This is a genomic window from Pseudomonas sp. R-28-1W-6 (assembly GCF_009799925.1).
Taxonomy (GTDB): Bacteria; Pseudomonadota; Gammaproteobacteria; order Pseudomonadales; family Pseudomonadaceae; genus Aquipseudomonas.
Genome location: NZ_WELK01000014.1, coordinates 15,357 through 32,856, shown reverse-complemented (window position 1 = coordinate 32,856; position 17,500 = coordinate 15,357). Strand labels below are relative to the sequence as shown.

The 17,500-nt window shown below is 66.3% G+C and carries 19 protein-coding genes; 6 read left to right on the top strand and 13 right to left on the bottom strand.

Annotated elements, in window-relative coordinates:
- The first annotated feature begins 246 nt into the window (after window positions 1–246).
- The 4 genes from F3I62_RS18540 to F3I62_RS18525 all read left to right on the top strand — a co-directional run bounded on the left by F3I62_RS18540 (window position 247) and on the right by F3I62_RS18525 (window position 1,989).
- The gene (locus F3I62_RS18540; protein WP_160491127.1) at window positions 247–684 is read left to right on the top strand and encodes a YkvA family protein; all 438 of its coding nucleotides are present in this window, start codon (window positions 247–249) and stop codon (window positions 682–684) included.
- Between the two features lie 151 nt (window positions 685–835).
- Complete coding sequence (locus tag F3I62_RS18535; protein WP_160491126.1) at window positions 836–1,153, top strand: helix-turn-helix domain-containing protein; 318 nt, start codon at window positions 836–838, stop codon at window positions 1,151–1,153.
- On the top strand, window positions 1,150–1,518 hold the full coding sequence (locus F3I62_RS18530) for a hypothetical protein (RefSeq protein ID WP_160491125.1): 369 nt from the start codon (window positions 1,150–1,152) through the stop codon (window positions 1,516–1,518). Before F3I62_RS18535 ends, F3I62_RS18530 begins: the two co-directional genes overlap by 4 nt.
- The gene (locus F3I62_RS18525) at window positions 1,519–1,989 is read left to right on the top strand and encodes a sel1 repeat family protein (protein ID WP_160491124.1); all 471 of its coding nucleotides are present in this window, start codon (window positions 1,519–1,521) and stop codon (window positions 1,987–1,989) included.
- Here F3I62_RS18525 and F3I62_RS18520 read toward each other — a convergent pair.
- Window positions 1,981–3,735: a bifunctional diguanylate cyclase/phosphodiesterase gene (locus tag F3I62_RS18520; protein WP_160491123.1), complete on the bottom strand. Its 1,755-nt coding sequence runs from the start codon at window positions 3,733–3,735 to the stop codon at window positions 1,981–1,983. The two genes, F3I62_RS18525 and F3I62_RS18520, sit on opposite strands and share 9 nt — an antisense overlap.
- Before the next feature lie 102 nt (window positions 3,736–3,837).
- The gene (locus F3I62_RS18515) at window positions 3,838–5,913 is read right to left on the bottom strand and encodes a carboxy terminal-processing peptidase (protein ID WP_160491122.1); all 2,076 of its coding nucleotides are present in this window, start codon (window positions 5,911–5,913) and stop codon (window positions 3,838–3,840) included.
- A gap of 134 nt (window positions 5,914–6,047) precedes the next feature.
- On the opposite strand from F3I62_RS18515, the gene F3I62_RS18510 reads away from it, so the two are divergent.
- Window positions 6,048–7,010 carry an NAD(P)H-quinone oxidoreductase gene (locus F3I62_RS18510; RefSeq protein WP_160491121.1) on the top strand — a complete coding sequence of 321 codons (963 nt, stop codon included), beginning with the start codon at window positions 6,048–6,050 and terminating at the stop codon, window positions 7,008–7,010.
- A gap of 119 nt (window positions 7,011–7,129) precedes the next feature.
- Here the strand turns inward: F3I62_RS18510 and F3I62_RS18505 are convergent, their stop codons facing one another.
- Genes F3I62_RS18505 through F3I62_RS18480 form a run of 6 tightly spaced genes read right to left on the bottom strand, consistent with a single transcriptional unit; the run spans window position 7,130 to window position 12,315 of the window.
- Window positions 7,130–7,783, bottom strand: a complete 654-nt coding sequence (locus F3I62_RS18505; RefSeq protein WP_160491120.1) for an HAD family phosphatase — start codon at window positions 7,781–7,783, stop codon at window positions 7,130–7,132.
- Window positions 7,783–8,772, bottom strand: a complete 990-nt coding sequence (locus F3I62_RS18500) for an ABC transporter ATP-binding protein (protein WP_160491119.1) — start codon at window positions 8,770–8,772, stop codon at window positions 7,783–7,785. The genes F3I62_RS18505 and F3I62_RS18500 overlap by 1 nt, the downstream gene beginning before the upstream one ends.
- A complete protein-coding gene (locus F3I62_RS18495; RefSeq protein ID WP_160491118.1) occupies window positions 8,769–9,566 on the bottom strand; it encodes an ABC transporter permease in 798 nt (265 codons plus the stop codon). Before F3I62_RS18495 ends, F3I62_RS18500 begins: the two co-directional genes overlap by 4 nt.
- Entirely contained in the window at window positions 9,553–10,398 is an 846-nt protein-coding gene (locus F3I62_RS18490; protein ID WP_160491117.1) for an ABC transporter permease subunit, read from the bottom strand. The genes F3I62_RS18495 and F3I62_RS18490 overlap by 14 nt, the downstream gene beginning before the upstream one ends.
- Entirely contained in the window at window positions 10,395–11,201 is an 807-nt protein-coding gene (locus tag F3I62_RS18485) for an alkaline phosphatase family protein (RefSeq protein ID WP_160491116.1), read from the bottom strand. Before F3I62_RS18485 ends, F3I62_RS18490 begins: the two co-directional genes overlap by 4 nt.
- 58 nt (window positions 11,202–11,259) lie before the next feature.
- Window positions 11,260–12,315, bottom strand: coding sequence for an ABC transporter substrate-binding protein (locus F3I62_RS18480; protein ID WP_160491115.1), 1,056 nt, complete (start codon window positions 12,313–12,315; stop codon window positions 11,260–11,262).
- 311 nt (window positions 12,316–12,626) lie between these two features.
- Between F3I62_RS18480 and F3I62_RS18475 the strand changes: the two genes are divergently transcribed.
- Complete coding sequence (locus F3I62_RS18475; RefSeq protein ID WP_160491114.1) at window positions 12,627–13,343, top strand: UTRA domain-containing protein; 717 nt, start codon at window positions 12,627–12,629, stop codon at window positions 13,341–13,343.
- Window positions 13,344–13,490: 147 nt separating this feature from the next.
- On the opposite strand, the gene F3I62_RS18470 is transcribed toward F3I62_RS18475, so the two are convergent.
- From F3I62_RS18470 to minC, 5 genes are all read right to left on the bottom strand, one after another.
- Complete coding sequence (locus F3I62_RS18470) at window positions 13,491–14,780, bottom strand: M18 family aminopeptidase (protein ID WP_160491113.1); 1,290 nt, start codon at window positions 14,778–14,780, stop codon at window positions 13,491–13,493.
- A gap of 124 nt (window positions 14,781–14,904) precedes the next feature.
- Window positions 14,905–15,540 (bottom strand): RluA family pseudouridine synthase, encoded by a 636-nt coding sequence (locus F3I62_RS18465; RefSeq protein WP_160491112.1) that lies wholly within the window; start codon window positions 15,538–15,540, stop codon window positions 14,905–14,907.
- 56 nt (window positions 15,541–15,596) lie between these two features.
- Window positions 15,597–15,851 carry a cell division topological specificity factor MinE gene (gene minE, locus F3I62_RS18460; RefSeq protein ID WP_160491111.1) on the bottom strand — a complete coding sequence of 85 codons (255 nt, stop codon included), beginning with the start codon at window positions 15,849–15,851 and terminating at the stop codon, window positions 15,597–15,599.
- The gene (minD, locus tag F3I62_RS18455; RefSeq protein ID WP_160491110.1) at window positions 15,851–16,663 is read right to left on the bottom strand and encodes a septum site-determining protein MinD; all 813 of its coding nucleotides are present in this window, start codon (window positions 16,661–16,663) and stop codon (window positions 15,851–15,853) included. Before minD ends, minE begins: the two co-directional genes overlap by 1 nt.
- Before the next feature lie 99 nt (window positions 16,664–16,762).
- Window positions 16,763–17,494, bottom strand: a complete 732-nt coding sequence (gene minC, locus F3I62_RS18450) for a septum site-determining protein MinC (protein ID WP_160491109.1) — start codon at window positions 17,492–17,494, stop codon at window positions 16,763–16,765.
- Window positions 17,495–17,500: the final 6 nt, after the last annotated feature.

The window sequence follows — 17,500 nt, the reverse complement described above, 5'->3', positions numbered from 1 at the left end:
GGTTATGCACATTCGCCCGATTGTCTGCGCCGCGCCGACTGTTACGTTTTTCATGAGCCTTGCTAGATAGCTAACTCTATGATTTTTAATGAATTTAAGGCTTGAGCAAAAAATGCCCGATCTGTCCGGAGACCGCATGAGACGGGCGTTTGAATGACTCATCAAGAATCTGTGCACAAGGTTATCCACAGCTTTGGTGGATAACCCGAATCGGCCCAGCAAGCACGCGGGTTGTGGAGAAAAACCATGAATGTGGCAAAGCATTTGCGGCGTTACCTGCAGGCCGCGCAGGGCATGCTCGAGCGCGGCAAGTTGCCGCGGCTGCTGGCGGCCGTGGCGCGCAAGGGTGCCGGCAATGCTGCGCGCCTGGGCCGGGTGCGCGGGGATCTGCAGTTGCTGCTGGGCTTGTGCGCGGCCTGGTGGCGTGGCGAATACCGGGCTGTCAGTCCCCGGGCCCTGTTGAGCATAGTGGCCGGCCTGTTGTATTTCCTCACGCCGCTGGATGCGCTGCCGGATTGGCTGCTGGGCATCGGCCTGCTGGATGACCTGGCGGTGCTGGCCTGGCTCCTGCGTACCTGGCAGGGCGAACTGGATGCCTACCGTGCCTGGCGCGAGGCGCAGTCGCCGGCGCAACTGGCGCGCATCGAGGCGCCGCCGGCGGCAGAGGAGACGGGGCAATCCTGAGCTACTGTTCAGGTTATGGGGTGCGCCGCTGCGTCACTCTTGTAACGCTAGGGCGCGATGGGTCACCCTCTGTGCCGGGGCCAGTTGTTAAGATGGCGGCCTGCAAGGAGGGCGTCGAGTCAGTCGGCGCTGCAGTCCACGGAGAGTGTCAATGAGTGTGCAAGTAATCACGCGTGACGGTGAGGCCGAGTATGCCGTACTGCCCTGGGCCGAATACCAGACGCTGCTGCAGGCCGCCGGACGTGCCGTACCCGCCGCGCCGCAAGAGCCGGCCGCCGCTGCGCCGTTGAGCCAGCTGGCCGCGCTGCGCGAGGCGCAGGGCCTGTCCCAGGCCGACCTGGCCCGTGCCGTGGGCATCAGCCCGCATTACCTGAGCCTGTTCGAAAGCGGTGAGCGCCAGCCGGACGGGGCCATTCTGCGCGCCTTGGGCCGGGTGCTCGGGGTGAGTGCCTGGGAGCAGGGCTCTTGAGCGTGCGCATCCACCGTCAGCACTGGCAGGCGCTGCTGGTCGAGCTGGAGGATGCGCGGCGCCAACGTCATCTGCTGACCTATCGGGCCCTGGTCGAGCGGCTGCAGCTGCCGACCCCGGCCATGCAGACCCTGACCGCCGCGCTCGAGCACCTGGCGGCGCTGGACGCGCGGGCCGAGCGGCCGCTGCGCAGTGCACTGGTGATCAGCCAGGGTGCCAGCCGCCTGCCGCGTACCGGCTTCTTCGAATGCGTCACCCGCCTCGGGCGCTTCGCCGGGCCTTCCGACGGGATTGCCGCGGCGTCCTGGCATGCCGCCGAAGTGGCGCGGGTCTTCGAGTTCAGCTATCCGGCCGAGGAGGCCTGAGTGTTCTGGCGGCTGCGTGCCCGGCTGGGCTATTGGCTGGCGCGCCGGCTGTTCCATTGGCGCTGGCTGATGCAGCAACCGCGCGCCTGGACCTGGATGCAGGGGCAGTTCGCGCGCATGGCGGCGCAAGGCCATGGGCCGGCGCAAAGTTTCTACGGCCACCTGCTGCTGTTCCGTGGTCAGGGCCTGGGCGCACGCGAAGAGGGCGTGCGTCTGTTGCGCCTGGCCGCGAGCGGCGGCGATGGCAAGGCCGCCTACCAGCTCGGCCTGCTGAGCCTCGCCGGCGATAGCCGGCAGGCGCCGGACGGCGTCGAGGCGGCGCGCTGGTGGACCCTGGCCGCGGCCGCCGGTCACCCCCTGGCTGCCCATCGCCTGGCCAGGCTGTACCGCGAGGGTGCGCCGGGGCTGGCGGCGGATGCCGTGCTGGCGCAGCGCTTCGAGCAGCGCGCGGGTGAGCTGGGGCTAGGCTGACAGGCTGTCCAGCACGTGCAGGCTGTAACCCGGCACCGCCTTGGCGTGGCGCTTGGCCTCCGAGGCCAGGCCGGCCAGCTGGCTGGCATCCAGATCGGCACAGGCCGATTGCCGCAGCTGCACCACGCCGACCGACAGCGACAGCAGGGGAAACTCCTCGCGCCGGCCCTGGCGGTTGTGGGCGACGAAGCAGCCGGCCTGCAGGTGTTCGTCGCGGTAGAAGCGCCGGCACTGGCCCTGGAAGTCCTCCAGCAGTAGCTGGATGCGCTTGCGCCAGTCGGCCGAACCGAGCACCAGCATGAAATCGTCGCCGCCGATATGGCCGACGAAGTCGCGACTGGGGTCGACCCGCTCGTTCAGGCACTGCGCCAGGCACAGCAGCACCTCGTCGCCGCGGGCATAGCCGTAGAGGTCGTTGAACGGCTTGAAGCTGTCGATATCCACATAGCACACCGCCGCATCGCGGCCCTGCTGCAGCAGGCGGGTCAGGCACTGCTGGATCGGCACGTTACCCGGCAGCAGGGTCAGCGGGTTGGCGTGGCGGGCCTGCTGGATCTTCAGCTCGGTGATCAGCTTGAGTACGTCGATCACCCGGCCCAGGCCGCGGTAACGGCCCTGCTGGGTGATGATGAAGTCTTCCTCGATGCGCTGGCGGGCGCGGCTGGTGAGCAGGCGGCTGACCTGCTGCAGCGACTGGCCGAGGTCCACGGCGAGAAAGTCCGTGCTCATCAGCCGGCTGATCGGCTTGCGCGCGAACAGGTCGGTGGCGAACGGCTTGAGCAGGGCCTCCGACAGCGAATTGCGGTGGATGATGCCGACCGGTTGCTGCTGGTCGTCGAGCACGGCCAGGGAGTTGAGGTTGGCCTGGGCACGAAAGGCCTCCAGCACCTCGGCCGTGGCCGTGCTGTGGCTCACCGCGGGCTGCTCGTTGAGCAGGGCGCTGAGGTCGGCGCTGTCCTCGCCCAGGCTGCCGATCACGCTGTCCAGCTGTGGCAGCAGCTTGCGTGCATCGCGTGGTGGCTGCTCCTGCGGCCGGCTGAGCAGGTAGCCCTGCAGCAGGTCCACGCCCATCTCGCTGAGCACGGCCAGTTCTTCCGCCAGTTCGATGCCTTCGGCGATCACCTGGGCGCGCGAGGCCTTGGCCATCTTCAGGATGGAGCCGACGAACTCGCGCTTCACCGCGTCCTGGTGGATGCCGTCGATGAAGTGGCGGTCGATCTTCACGTAGTCCGGGCGTAGCTCGGACCACAGGCGCAGGCTGGAGTAGCCGGCACCGAGGTCGTCCAGGGCGATGGAGAAGCCCATGGCGCGGTAGTGGTGCAGGGCGGTGTCGAGCAGGGCGAAGTCGTCGATCGGTGCCTGTTCGGTCAGCTCGATCACCACCCGGTCCGGGGTGATGCCGAATTCCTGCAGCAGCTTGAGCGTGCGGCCGGGCTGGTGGGTGGGTTCCAGCAGGGACTCGGGGGAGACGTTGAGGAACAGCTTGCCGTCCAGCTGCAGGTCACGGAAGCGGCGGCAGGCGCTGCGCCGGCTGGCCAGTTCCAGTTCGCTCAGGCGGCCGCAGTTGCGCGCCACGCTGAACAGGGCGATGGGCGAGTGCAGCGGGCTGTTGGACGGGCCGCGAGTGAGGGCCTCGTAACCGAGGATGCGCCGATCGGCCAGGGCAATGATGGGTTGGAACAGGCTGTGCAAGTCGCCGTGAGCGAGGATCTGATCCAGCGCGCTCAACTGCTCGGTGACGGTCATGGTGGATCTCGACTGGCCGGAAAAAGAAAAGGGCCGGTAGTGCTACCGGCCCTTTCATTTCACGACAGAACGATGACGCTTTGATGACGTCTGCGGCGCGCCTCAGTGCTTGGCCACCTGGGTGTCCATGCCCAGGTAGTCGAGCAGGATGCGGCCGCTCTCGGTCAGGTAGGCGTCGTCTTCCGGCTTGGCCTTTTCCGGCTCGACGGGGAGGCTGTCTTCGTCCTCTTCCTTGATCTCCTTGAGCAGCTCCTCGCCCTTGGCCTTGCGTTTGGCGTTTTCCAGGGCCAGTTGACGGGCCTCGATGCTGGCGCGCTGGCTGCGGCGGGTCTGCTCGTTGAGGCTGATGCTGGTCTGCTGCATCAGTTCCTGGGCCAGGGCCAGGCGCTCGCGGGTGAAGACGAAGTCCGGGTTGCTGGCGGTACGCGCATCGTGACGGGCCTTGAGCTCGGCGAGGAACGGCTTGAACGGGTCAACCTCCGGCTTGACCGCGGCGCGGATGCTGTCCCAGGGCATGGCTTCGGGCAGGGCGCTCTCGCCGATTTCCTGGGTGTCGACCACGTCCGGGTAGGCGATGTCCGGCAGCACGCCCTGGTGCTGGGTGCTCTGCCCGGAAACCCGGTAGAACTTGGCCAGGGTCAGCTTCAGCTCGCCGTGGTTGAGTTCCTGAATGGTCTGCACCGTGCCCTTGCCGAAGGTCTGGCCGCCGAGGATCAGGCCGCGGTGGTAGTCCTGCATGGCGCCGGCGAAGATTTCCGAGGCGGAAGCCGACAGGCGGTCTACCAGCACCGCCAGTGGGCCGGTGTAGAACACCCCGGGCTCCTCGTCGGCCAGCACGTCGACGCGGCCGTCGCTGTTGCGTACCAGCACGGTCGGGCCCTGGTCGATGAACAGGCCGGTCAGTTCGGTGGCTTCTTGCAGGGAGCCACCGCCGTTGTCGCGCAAGTCGAGGACCACGCCGTCGACCTTTTCCTGTTTCAGCTCGGTGAGCAGCCGTTTGACGTCGCGGGTGGTGCTCTTGTAGTTCGGGTCGCCGGCGCGGAAGGCCTTGAAGTCGAGGTAGAAGGCCGGAACCTTGATCACCCCGAGCTTGTAGTCGCGGCCATCATGCTTGAGCTTGAGGATCGACTTCTGCGCGGCCTGCTCCTCCAGCTTGACCGCCTCGCGGGTGATGCTGACCACCTTGCTGGTCTGGTCGCTGGCGGCATTGCTGGCCGGGATCACTTCCAGGCGCACGGTGGAGCCTTTCGGCCCGCGGATCAGCTTGACCACTTCATCCAGGCGCCAGCCGATCACGTCGACCATCTCCTTGTCGCCCTGGGCCACGCCGATGATCTTGTCCGCCGGGACGATCTGCTTACTCTTCTCCGCCGGGCCGGCCGGCACCAGGCGCACCACTTTGACGTATTCGTTGTCCGACTGCAGCACGGCGCCGATGCCTTCCAGCGACAGGCTCATGTTGATGTCGAAGTTCTCCGCGTTGTCCGGGGAGAGGTAGTTGGTGTGCGGGTCGTAGGTCTGCGCGAAGGCGTTGATGTAGGCCTGGAACACGTCTTCGCCGCTGGTCTGGTCGAGGCGCTTGCGCTGGTTCTGGTAGCGCTTGGTCAGCAGTTCCTCGATGGCCTTGGGTTCCTTGCCGGTCAGCTTGAGGCGCAGCACCTCATCCTTGACGCGTTTGCGCCAGAGGTCGTCGAGTTCGCCGTGGTTCTTCGCCCAGGGGGCGTTCTCGCGGTCGACCAGCAGGCTTTCCTCGACGCTGAAGTCCAGTGCGCTGGTGTTCTGCAGCAGCTTGAGGGCGTAGTCCAGGCGTTCCTGCACGCGCACCAGCTGGCGCTTGTACATGAGGAAGCCGGGTTCCAGGTCGCCGCTTTTCAGCAGGTCGTCGAACTGGTTGCGCCACTGGTCGAATTCGGCGATGTCCGCGGCGGTGAAGTAGCTGCGTGCCGGGTCGAGCATCTTCAGGTAGCCGTCATAGACCTTCTGCGAACGCGTGTCGTCGAGCGGTGGCTTGTTGTAGTGATGGCGCTTGAGCAATTCCACCACGTTCAGGCTGGCGATGATCTGCTCGCGGTCGGGCTGCAGGTAGTCCCAGTTCTCCGGGCCGGTCTTGGCGGCTGCCGGCAGGGCGTGCAGGCCCAGGACGAGGGCGAGGGCGGTGGTGGAGAAGGAGCGCAGCATAGTGATTCGACGCGAAGGCAGGTGATAACGCATATTAGGCCGTCTTTTGAGCGCCCGGTTCCATCCGAACCCGGCAGCATAATGCAGAAATCCCGGCGCACTGCGCTGGGAGGCACATTCACTATGGAGGCAGCATGAAGGCATTGCAAGGCGTCGAGGGGCAGGTTGAATGGTGCGAACGGCCCAGCCCGGCCTGCGATGTCGGGCAGATTCGCGTGCGCGTGGCGGCGGCCGGGCTGAATCGCGCCGACCTGCTGCAGCGCGCCGGGATGTACCCGCCACCGCCCGGTAGCAGCGACATCCTCGGCCTGGAGTGTGCCGGGGTGGTCAGCGAGGTTGGCGCCGGCAGTGCCTGGCAGGTCGGCGACCGGGTCTGCTGCCTGCTGGCCGGTGGCGGCATGGCCGAGGAGGTGGTGGTCGACGCCCGCCATGCCCTGCCGGTGCCGCAAGGCCTGTCGCTGGCCGAAGCGGCGGCGCTGCCGGAGGTGTATGCCACCGCCTGGCTCAATCTGTACCAGCTGGCGGCCCTGAAGCCGGGCGAGAAGGTACTGCTGCATGCCGGCGCCAGTGGCGTGGGCTCGGCGGCGATCCAGCTGTGCAAGGCCTTCGGCAACACGTGCTGGGTCAGCGTCGGCTCCGCCGAGCGGCTGGCCTATTGCGAGAGCCTCGGCGCCCAGGGCGGTGCGCTGCGTGGCGAAAACCTGGAAAGCCTGCGCGATTTCGCCCCGTTCGACGTGATCCTCGACCCGGTCGGCGCCGCCTATGCCGAACTGAACCTGGCCCTGCTGGCGCGCGACGGGCGCTGGGTGAATATCGGCCTGATGGGCGGCAGCAAGGCGCAGCTGGACATGGCCCTGCTGCTGGGCAAGCGCATCCAGCTGATCGGCTCGACCCTGCGCAACCGCGATGACGCGTTCAAGGCCGAGCTGCTCAGCGACTTGGGCCAGCATGTCTGGCCGCTGTTCGGCGAAGGGCGGCTGAAACCGCAACTGGAGCAGAGCTTCGCCGCCCGGGACGTGCAGGCCGCCTTTGCCGCCCTGGCGAGCAATCGGGTGGCCGGCAAGGTGGTCTTGCTGATCGACGAGAACCTGGTCTGACCAGCCTCTGCGAGCCTGTTTGCGATCTCATGTAGGGTGCGCTGTGCGCACCGCAAGCCACGCACAGGGCTCAGGTGCGCACGGCGCACCCTAAGCATTCTCACCAGGCGCGGATGTCATCACTTCCAGCTGAGAATTTCCCAGCCGGCCTGCTCGGCATGGGCGCGCAGGGTCGGGTCCGGGTTGACCGCGCGGGGGAAGTCCACTTGGCCGAGCAGCGGCAGGTCGTTGCGCGAGTCGGAATAGAAGTAGGCGCCGGCCAGGCTTTCCCCCTGCTGCTCCAGCCAGTCCTGCAGGCGCAGCACCTTGCCTTCGCGGTAGGTCAGCACGCCGTGGGTCTTGCCGCTGTAGTGGCCGTGCTGCTGCTCCAGGTCGATGGCCAGCACTTCCGCTACGCCCAGGCGTTCGGCGATGGCGCTGACCAGGAAGTGCGCCGAGGCGGAGATCACCAGCAGGCGGTCGCCGGCGGCGCGGTGCTTGGCCAGGCAGCGCATGGCATCGCTGTAGATGATCGGTTCGATGACGTCCTCGACGAAGGGGCCGACGACGAACTCGACTTCCTCCTGAGTGCGCCCCACCAGCGGCGACAGGGTGTAGGCCATGTACTCCTCCATGGCCAGCTCGCCCCGGGAGTAGAGGGCCATCAGCTCCTGCTCGCGGGTCAGGAAGCTGTCTGCGTCGACCCACTGGATGGCGGCCATGTGTTTGGCCCACAGCGAGGCGCAGTCGCCGTCGATCAGGGTTTCGTCGAGGTCGAAGATTGCCAGGGCCATCACGCCACCTCCCGGATCGCCTGTTCGTCGATGGTCAGGCCGATGCACTGGCCCTTGCCGATCAGGTCGCCTTCGCGGCGGTTGAGCACATCGACCACCAGTTGCACGCCGTTGGCCTGCACGCGGTAGCGGATGACGTTGCCGAGCAGGCTGTGGCCGAGGATTTCCGCGGCGATGGCGCCGCTGTGGTGCAGCTGGATGGCTTCCGGGCGGATGGCGATGCGGCTGCTGACCGGGCGCAGCAGCAGGCGGCTGGCGGCTGGCGCGTCGAGCAGGTTGTAGTTGCCGATGAAACCGGCGGCGAAGGCATCCACCGGTGCGGTGTAGAGGGTTTCCGCATCGCCGCTCTGCACGATCTTGCCGGCGTTCATCAGGAAGATGCGGTCGCTCAGGGTCAGCGCTTCTTCCTGGTCGTGGGTGACGAAGATGGTGGTCAGGCCCAGCTCCTGCTGGATGCCGCGGATCTGCTCGCGCAGGTGCTTGCGGATGCGTGCATCCAGGGCCGACAGCGGCTCGTCGAGCAGCAGCAGGCGTGGGCGGGTGACCAGCGAGCGGGCCAGGGCCACGCGCTGGCACTGGCCGCCAGAGAGCTGGTGCGGGTAGCGGCTGGCGAAATCGCCCAGCTCGACCATGGTCAGGGCCTCCTGCACGCGCTGGGCGCTTTCCTCCTTGCCGACCTTGTGCATGCGCAGGCCGAAGGCGACGTTCTGCGCCACGCTCATGTTGGGGAACAGCGCGTAGCTCTGGAACACCATGCCGATGTCGCGCTTCTGCGGCGCCAGCGGCACCAGATCCTGGCCGCCCAGCAGGATCTGCCCGCCGTCGACCTCGGTGAGGCCGGCGATGCAGCGCAGCAGAGTGGATTTGCCGCAACCGGAGGGGCCGAGCAGGGTGACGAACTCGCCCTGGGCGATTTCGCAGTTGATGTCGCTGAAGATCGAGGTGGCGCCGTAGCTTTTGTGCAGGCCGCGGATGCTCAGGTAACTCATGAGTTGTCCTTGTTCAGGCGATTGGCCGCCCAGGTGAAGATCAGCACGAAGAAGAAGTAGGAAATCACCAGCGCGCTGTTGAAGTGGCCGCTGCTGTTTTTCATGTTGTTCAGGTACACCTGCAGGGTCTCGTAGCGGGTGCCGACCAGCAGGTTGGCGAAGACGAACTCGCCGAACAGGAAGCTGAAGGAGAGGAACAGCGAGACCATCAGGCCCTTGCGCAGGTTCGGCAGTACCACCAGGAAGGCGGCCTGCCAGGTGCTGGCGCCGAGCAGTTGGGCGGCGTCCATCAGGTCGCGCAGGTTGATCGCCTGCAGGTTGTTGGTGATCGCCCGGTACATGAACGGCAGGGCCACGGTGAAGTAGCAGCCGATCAGGATCCACGGCGTGCCGACCATCGCCAGCGGTCCGGAGCCGTAGACCTGCAGCAGGCCCACCGAGGACACCACCGGCGGCACGGCGAACGGCAGCAAAATCAAGATGTTCATCAGCCCGTCGAGCTTGGGGAAGTGGTAATGCACCACAAACAGCAGCGGCAGGATCAGTACCGTGGCCAGCAGCAGCGAGCCGAAGCACACCAGAAGCGACTGGCCGAAGGCGGCGAGAAAGCGCGGGTCGCTCCACAGCGCCAGGTACCACTTGAAGGTCAGGCCGGACGGCAGGATGGTCGCCGACCAGCTGGTGGATAACGAATAGAGCAGGGTGCCGGCCAGCGGCAGGAGGAGGATCAGGAACAGCAGCCAGACCACCGTGCGGTGATAGAGGGCGGCCGGTTTGGCATCAGCGCGCGACATGGTAGCTCCTCTTCAGCAGCCACTGATGGACCACGGTTATCACCACCATCAGGCCCACCAGCACCATGGCCAGGGCGCTGGCCATGTCCGGGTTGAGGCTGATGTCGCCGGCGACCATGGCGGCGATGCGGATCGGCAGCACGTTGAAGTTGCCGGTGGTCAGCGCATACACCGTGGCGTAGGCGCCGAGGGCGTTGGCCAGCAGGATGACGAAGGTGCCGAGCAGGGCCGGGGTCAGCACCGGCAGGCCGATATGCCGCCAGAAGTCCCAGGTGCCGGCGCCGAGCAGGGCGGCGGACTCGCGCCAGTCCTCGCGCAGGGCGTCGAAGGCGGGGTAGAGCAGCAGCACGCCGAGGGGGATCTGGAAGTAGGTGTAGAGCACGATCAGCCCGGTCTTGGAGTACAGGTTGAAGTCCTCGATCACCCCAGTCTGCTTGAGCAGCAGGGTCAGCGCGCCGTTGAAGCCGAGGATGATGATGAAGGCGAAGGCCAGCGGCACGCCGGCGAAGTTGCTGGTCATGTTGGAGAAGGCCATGACGAAGTCGCGCAGCCTGGAGTCGACCTGGCGCAGCGAGTAGCTGCCGAGCACGGCGATGACGATGCCGAACAGGCTGGACCAGAAGGCGATCTGCAGGCTGTGCTTGATCGCCTGCAGGTAGAACTTGGAGGCGAAGATCTTCGCGAAATTGCCCAGGCCCCAGGCGTCGCCGACGCTCAGGCTGTGCACCGCGACCCACAGCAGCGGGGCGATCTGGAAGGCGATGAAGAAGATGGCGAAGGGCAGCAGGCACAGCAGGGCCAGCCATTTGCCGCGAGGTTTGCTTGCCGTCACTTGAGCAGTTCCTTGCACAGCGGTTTGTCGTGGCTGGCGCCGAGCAGGCTGCAGATGGTGCCGCACAGCTCGGTCTGCAGCGGCTGCGCGCTGGCATCCAGGCTGAAGGCGCTGCCGGCGACGAACAGCGGGACTTCGCGCTCCTCCGCCAGCAGGCCGTTGTGCGAGTGGTCGTTGTTCATGCCGTGGTCGGCGGTGACCAGTACCTGGTAGCCGGTATCCAGCCAGCGCTGCAGGTATTCGGCCAGGAGGATGTCGGCGCGGCGTGCGCTGTTGCGGTATTGCGGCGAGTCCAGGCCATGCTTGTGGCCGGCGTCGTCGATGTTCATCGGGTGCACCAGGAGGAAGTTCGGCCGGTGCTGCAGACGCAGGTGCTCGGCGTCGGCGAACAGGTGCGAGTCCGGGTAGTGGTCGGCGTAATAGAAGTGGCCCTGCTGGATCGGCAGGGCCGGGTCGCTGGTGTGGCGGTCGCGGGCCGCGTCGAAGGGCGCGCGGTTGTACAGCTCGCTGATCCAGTGATAGGCCGCGGCGGCGGTGGACAGGCCGGCAGCGCGGGCATAGTGGAAGATGCTGCGCTGGTTGGACAGACGCACCACGTCGTTGTGCACGATGCCGCTGTCGAGCGGCGCCACGCCGGTCAGGATGCATTCGTAGAGCGGGCGCGACAGCGCCGGCAGCTCGCATTCGAGCTTGTACAGCACGGCGCGGTCGGCACCGCAGTAGGCCTGCAGATGGCCCAGCGCATGGCGGGCCACCTCGTAGTTCAGGCCATCCAGCAGCACCAGGATGACGTTGTGTTTCATCGGGCGATTTCCTTGAGCTAAAACGCAGCCCGGCGAGTGTCGGGCTGCGGAGCCACGATTACTGCATTTCGATGATCACGTTTTCCTGCCACAGCTGCGGCAGCGCCTTCGAGGTGGCTTCCCAGGCGGCCGGGTCCTTGATCGGCTGGACCTTGGCGTACTGCGCGTTGGGCAGCAGCTTGGCCTGCACCTCGGCCGGCAGGGTCAGGTGCTCGGCGCGGATCGGCCGGGCGTTGCCCTTGGCCAGGTTGATCTGGCCGGCGTCGCTCAAGATGTACTCGCGCGCCAGCTTGGCGGCGTTGGGGTGCTTGGCGTACTTGTTGATGATGGTGGTGTAGCCGGAAATCACCGAGCCATCGGAGGGGATCAGCACTTCGAAACGGCTCGGGTCGATCTGGTCGCGGTAGGACAGGCCGTTGAAATCCCAGACGATGCCGACTTCCACTTCGCCTTTTTCCAGGGTCTGGATGGTCGGGTTGGACAGGCCCAGACGGCCCTGCTTGGCGATCTCGGCGAAGAAGTCCAGGCCCGGCTGGATGTTCTTCTCATCACCGCCGTTGGCGATGGCGGCGGCCAGCACGCCGTTGACCGCCTGGGCGGCGGCGCTGACGTCACCGATGGCGACCTTGTACTTACCTTGCTTGAGGTCGGCCCAGGACTGCGGCACGTCCTTGACCAGCTGCTTGTTGACGATGAAGGCGATGGAGCCGGTGTAGGCCAGCATCCAGTGGCCGTCCGCGTCCTTGGCCCAGGCCGGGATCTGTTCCCAGGTGCTCGGTTTGTAGGCCTGGGTGACGCCCTGCTGCACGGCGATGGGGCCGAAGGCCGCGCCAACGTCGCCGATGTCGGCGGTGGCGTTGTCCTTCTCGGCGGCGAACTTGGCGATTTCCTGGGCCGAGCTCATGTCGGTGTCCATGTGCTTGAGGCCGTAGAGTTTGCCCAGGTCGGCCCAGGTGTCCTTCCAGTTGGCCCAGCTGTCCGGCATGCCGACGCTGTTGACCTCGCCCTCTGCGCGGGCGGCTTGTTCCAGGCTCTTTACATCCTCGTTGGCCATGGCCTGGTTACCCAGAATAATGGCCGATCCCATCAGTGAAGCCAGCAGCAGGCGTTTCATGGTGAAGCTCCTTAGCGGGGTGAAAGATTGGTATAGATCAGCAAGACCCAGGCCAATCTAGAAGCTTTCTATGACGTTTTTATGGCGACGCTGCCCCGCTTCATCCGGGCCAGGCCGCGTCTGCAAGCGTAGACCATGGCTAAGTGGCTGATTTGCCGGAAGACTGCCGGGCCTTGTGGCATGGGGCGTGCAGGAGACTCGCTACACCTCCGGGCTGTCACGCCACGGTCATCTAGGCTGCCTAGCATGGCCGCACTTTCGACCGGTCGTGCCCCTTGTTGGTGCTGGTCTATTCCAGAGTGGAGTTTTGCATGCGCGACGAAGCGCCCCGTACCGTTACCGCCATCTGCCGGGCCCTGCAGGAGCAGATCGAGCATGGCCTGCTGGCGCAGGGCAGCCAGCTGCCGGCCGAGCGCAAGCTCAGTGAGCTGTTCGAGACCACCCGCATCACCCTGCGCGAGGCGCTGGGGCAGCTGGAGGCCGAGGGGCTGATCTACCGCGAGGAGCGCCGCGGCTGGTTCGTCTCGCCGCCGCGGCTGGCCTACAACCCGCTGGTGCGCAGCCACTTCCATGCGATGGTGCGCGAGCAGGGGCGGCAGTCCTCCACCGAGCTGCTCAGCGCCCGGCTGATGCCGGCGCCGGTGGATATCTGCGCGCTGCTGGAGTTGCCGGCGCTGTCGGCGGTACTGCAGATCCGCCGCGCGCGGCGCATCGACGGGCGCCTGGTGCTGTACGTCGAGCACTACCTGAATCCGGCCTACTTTCCCGGCATCCTGCAGTTCGACCTGACCTGCTCGCTGACCGAGCTGTACGCCAGCGAGTACGCCATCCACTACGGGCGGGTGCGTTTCGACATCCTGCCCACCGCGTTGCCGGCCGAGGCGGCGAACAGCCTGAAGACCACCCTGGGCAGCCCGGCGCTGCGCATCACCCGGGTCAACCGCGACCAGCACGGGCGGCTGATCGACTGCGACCTGGAATTCTGGCGCCACGACGCCATTCACGTCAGCGTCGAAGTGCCGGAGTGAGCGGTGCGGTGCCAGGTTTGCGATGGGTAGGTTGTGGTTGAGCGCAGCGAAGCCCAACGCCAGGGCGGCGGGTTACCAAGAGGTCGGGCTGGGCTCCGCTCGTTGGGCTTCGGCGCTGCGCGCCTCAACCCAACCTGCGCGATAGAGTTACGCCAGCTCGGCGCTGGCGAAGAAGGCGCTGAGGACTTTCACCAGGTGAGCCAGGTCATGGCTGCCGGCCAGTTCGCGGATCGAGTGCATGGCGAAGGTCGGCAGGCCGATGTCCACGGTGCGCACGCCCAGCTGGCTGGCGGTGATCGGGCCGATGGTCGAGCCGCAACCCATGTCGCTGCGCACCACGAAGCTCTGCACCGGCACTTCCTCGGCCAGGCACAGGTGGCGGAAGAAGCCGGCGGTCTCGCTGTTGGTGGCGTAGCGCTGGTTGCTGTTGACCTTGATCACCGGGCCGGCGTTGAGCTTGGGGCCGTGGTTGGCGTCGTGCTTGTCGGCGTAGTTGGGGTGCACGCCGTGGGCGTTGTCGGCCGACACCAGCAGCGACTTCTGGATGCTGCGCACGAAGCCGTCGCCTTCCGGCAGCACGCGGCGCAGCACCTGCTCGAGGAACGGGCCATCGGCGCCGCAGGCCGAGCAGGAGCCGATCTCCTCGTGGTCGGTGCACACCAGCACGCAGGTCTCGTCGCCTTCGGCGGCGAGCAGGGCCTGCAGGCCGGCGTAGCAGGACAGCAGGTTGTCCAGGCGCGCGCCGGCGATGAAGTCCTGGTTGAGGCCGATCACCGCGGCCGGCTGGGTGTCGTAGAAACTCAGTTCGTAGTCCAGCACCGCGTCGGCGCTGATGCCGTGCTCTTCGGCCAGGCGGTCGGTGAGCAGGGCGCGGAAGTCGGCCGGCTCCTCACCGGCGATCTGCGCCAGGATCGGCGGCAGCTCGTTCTGCGGGTTGATCGCCCAGCCCTGGTTGGCCTCGCGGTTGAGGTGGATGGCCAGGTTGGGAATGGTGGCGATCGGCAGCTCGAAGTCGATCAGCTGGCTCTGCACCTTGCCGCCCTCGCGGAAGGTCACCCGCCCGGCCAGGGACAGGTCGCGGTCGAACCAGGGCGCGAGCAGGGCGCCGCCGTAGACTTCCACGCCGAGCTGGAAGAAGCCCTGGCGCTGCAGCTCCGGTTGCGGCTTGACGCGCAGGCAGGGGCTGTCGGTATGCGCGCCGACCAGGCGCAGGCCGCCGTCCAGGGCGCTGCGCTTGCCCAGCTTGAAGGCGATCAGCGAGGAGTCGTTGCGGGTCACGTAGTAGCGTCCGCCGGCTTCGGTATGCCAGGGCTCGCGCTCGTCCAGGGCCCGGTAGCCGGCGGCCTGCAGGCGCTGGGCCAGGCTGCGGGTGGCGTGGAAGGGGGTGGGCGAGGCCTTGAGGAAATCGATCAGGCCCTGGTTCAGTTCTTCGCGCATACACAGCTCCGGACGGCAATGCCCCGAGTTTATCGGATTCCGCGGGGCGTTTGGCAGGCGCGTGTCGGCCCTTATCCCGTGTACGGCGCGCTACGCCGTTGCGGCATGGCAGAGGGAAAAGCCGTCAGAATGGCGCCGGGCACTCGAAGTGCAGCCGCTCGCCGGTTTGCGGGTGGGTCAGGCTGAGCATGCTGGCGTGCAGGCACAGGCGCGGCCAGGCGGCCAGGGCCTGCTCGTGGGCGTATAGACCGTCGCCGAGCAGCGGATGGCCGATCGACAGCATGTGCACGCGCAGTTGATGGGATCTGCCGGTGATCGGCGTCAGCTCGACCCGGCAGTAGTCGCCGCAGCGCTCGACAATGCGCCAGTAGGTCAGCGCATGTTTGCCCTGCTCATGGTCGACCACGTGGCGCGGCTTGGTCGGCGGGTCGTAGCGCAGCGGCAGGTTGATGCTGCCGCTGTCCAGCTCGGGCTGGCCCCAGCACAGGGCGGTGTAGGCCTTCTCGGTCTCGCGGTCGTGGAACTGGCGTGACAGCTCGCGGTGGCTGTCGGCATCACGAGCGAGGACGATGATGCCCGAGGTCTCCCAGTCCAGGCGATGGACGATGCGTGCTTCCGGGTAGCCGTTTTCCTGCAGGCGGGTCACCAGGCAGTCGCGGTTGTCCTCGGCGCGGCCGGGCACCGAGAGCAGCAGGGTGGGCTTGTTGATCACCAGCAGGGCGGCGTCCTGGTGGAGGATTTCGACATTCGACAGCGGCATGGGCGTTCCACAAATGACAACGGCGGCCAGGGCCGCCGTTGTTTACCTTGGACGAATCAACGATCCGGCAGGGTAATGTTGAGTTCCAGAATGGAACAGCTGCCCTGGTTTTCCAGGGCGACCTGCACCTGATCCTGGTCGATATTGACGTACTTGCGGATCACCTCGACCAGTTCCTTCTGCAGGGCCGGCAGGTAGTCCGGCTGGCTGCGCTGACCGCGCTCGTGGGCGACGATGATCGACAGACGCTCTTTCGCAATCGACGCAGGGGTTTCCTTCTTGCGTTCACGAAAGAAGTCGAAAATGTTCATTAGCGCGCTCCAAACAGGCGTTGCATGATTCCTTTCTTCTGCACGTCGAGGAAGCGATGGGGCACTTCCTTGCCCAGCAGACGGTCGACGGCATCGCCGTAGGCCTGGCCGGCATCGCTCTGTTCGTCGAGGATCACCGGTACACCCTGGTTGGAGGCCTTCAGCACGGCCTGGGATTCCGGGATCACGCCCAGCAGGTTGATGGCGAGGATCTCCTCGACGTCTTCCACGCCGAGCATTTCGCCCTTGGTCACCCGCTCCGGGTTGTAGCGGGTCAGCAGCAGGCGCTCCTTGATCGGCTCCAGGCCCTGTTCGGCGCGGCGCGACTTGCTGGCCAGCAGGCCGAGCATGCGGTCGGAGTCGCGTACCGAGGAGACTTCCGGGTTGGTCACGACGATCGCCTCGTCGGCGAAGTACATGGCCAGGTGCGCGCCGGTCTCGATGCCGGCCGGCGAGTCGCAGATCACGTATTCGAAGTTCTGCGACAGCTCGTCGATGACCTTGCCCACGCCTTCCTTGGTCAGCGCGTCCTTGTCACGGGTCTGGCTGGCGGCCAGCACGTACAGGTTCTCGAGGCGCTTGTCCTTGATCAGGGCCTGGGTCAGGGTCGCTTCGCCGTTGATGACGTTGACGAAGTCATACACCACGCGGCGCTCGCAACCCATGATCAGGTCGAGGTTGCGCAGGCCGACGTCGAAGTCGACGATGACGGTTTTGTGCCCGCGCAGAGCGAGACCGGTGCCGATGGCGGCGCTGGTGGTGGTTTTACCCACGCCACCCTTGCCGGAAGTGACTACGAGGATCTTGGCCAAGGTGATTCACCCCAAATATATGAAAAAGCGGGAAATCCGGCGCCGGTAAACTGGCTTCCGAATGCCCTTTTGCTCCCTGAAATTGGGCCGCAGTATCCGTTAAAGGCGGGTGATGTTCAACACGTCACCCGACAGGCTGACCTGTACCGATTGCCCCCACAGCGGATCGCGGCGCAAGTCTTCGGCGGTCTTGTACTGGCCGGCGATGGAGAGCATTTCCGCGCCCATCTGCTGGCAGAAAATCCGTGCCTGGGTGTTGCCCTTGACGCCAGCCAGGGCGCGCCCGCGCATCGGGCCGTACACATGGATATTGCCGTCGGCGAGAAGTTCCGCGCCGGCGCTGACCGGCGACAGCACCACCAGGTCGCCGCCCTGGGCGTAGATCTGCTGGCCGCCGCGCACCGGGGTGGTGACGATCCGGCTCGGCTTGAACACCGGCTCGGCGGGTTTTTCCACCTTCTTGCGGCTTTCCACCGGCTCGACCAGCTTCTCGCGCGCGCCGGATGGCGGCAGCACGGGCAGGTCCAGGGCGTTGGCGGCGGCGATGTCTTCCTCGCGGCTGGCGCGGATGGCCAGGGTGCGCAGGCCGTGGTTGCGGCACAGCTCCATCAGCCGGGCCAGGTCGAGGTTGCCTTCGCCGTCCGGCAGCTTGTCCAGGGCCAGCACCAGGGGAATGTTCTGGAAGAAGTTGGGGGCCTGGGCGACCTTGTCGGCCAGCTGGCGGTCCAGGCGCTCCAGGTCGTTGTGCGCCAGCTCCAGGATGGTGATGGCGAGCATGCTGCCTTTGAGCTGGAACACGGGGTCTTGGTCGAGGAGATCGGCTTGGCTCATGGTCTT

Bases quoted from the DNA above. Each gene is read 5' to 3' on its own strand.
- F3I62_RS18540 (WP_160491127.1), top strand. From the start codon at position 247: ATGAATGTGGCAAAGCATTTGCGGCGTTACCTGCAGGCCGCGCAGGGC.
- F3I62_RS18535 (WP_160491126.1), top strand. From the start codon at position 836: ATGAGTGTGCAAGTAATCACGCGTGACGGTGAGGCCGAGTATGCCGTA.
- F3I62_RS18520 (WP_160491123.1), bottom strand. From the start codon at position 3,735: ATGACCGTCACCGAGCAGTTGAGCGCGCTGGATCAGATCCTCGCTCAC.
- F3I62_RS18515 (WP_160491122.1), bottom strand. From the start codon at position 5,913: ATGCTGCGCTCCTTCTCCACCACCGCCCTCGCCCTCGTCCTGGGCCTG.
- F3I62_RS18510 (WP_160491121.1), top strand. From the start codon at position 6,048: ATGAAGGCATTGCAAGGCGTCGAGGGGCAGGTTGAATGGTGCGAACGG.
- F3I62_RS18505 (WP_160491120.1), bottom strand. From the start codon at position 7,783: ATGGCCCTGGCAATCTTCGACCTCGACGAAACCCTGATCGACGGCGAC.
- F3I62_RS18500 (WP_160491119.1), bottom strand. From the start codon at position 8,772: ATGAGTTACCTGAGCATCCGCGGCCTGCACAAAAGCTACGGCGCCACC.
- F3I62_RS18495 (WP_160491118.1), bottom strand. From the start codon at position 9,566: ATGTCGCGCGCTGATGCCAAACCGGCCGCCCTCTATCACCGCACGGTG.
- F3I62_RS18485 (WP_160491116.1), bottom strand. From the start codon at position 11,201: ATGAAACACAACGTCATCCTGGTGCTGCTGGATGGCCTGAACTACGAG.
- F3I62_RS18480 (WP_160491115.1), bottom strand. From the start codon at position 12,315: ATGAAACGCCTGCTGCTGGCTTCACTGATGGGATCGGCCATTATTCTG.
- F3I62_RS18475 (WP_160491114.1), top strand. From the start codon at position 12,627: ATGCGCGACGAAGCGCCCCGTACCGTTACCGCCATCTGCCGGGCCCTG.
- F3I62_RS18470 (WP_160491113.1), bottom strand. From the start codon at position 14,780: ATGCGCGAAGAACTGAACCAGGGCCTGATCGATTTCCTCAAGGCCTCG.
- F3I62_RS18465 (WP_160491112.1), bottom strand. From the start codon at position 15,540: ATGCCGCTGTCGAATGTCGAAATCCTCCACCAGGACGCCGCCCTGCTG.
- minE (WP_160491111.1), bottom strand. From the start codon at position 15,851: ATGAACATTTTCGACTTCTTTCGTGAACGCAAGAAGGAAACCCCTGCG.
- minC (WP_160491109.1), bottom strand. From the start codon at position 17,494: ATGAGCCAAGCCGATCTCCTCGACCAAGACCCCGTGTTCCAGCTCAAA.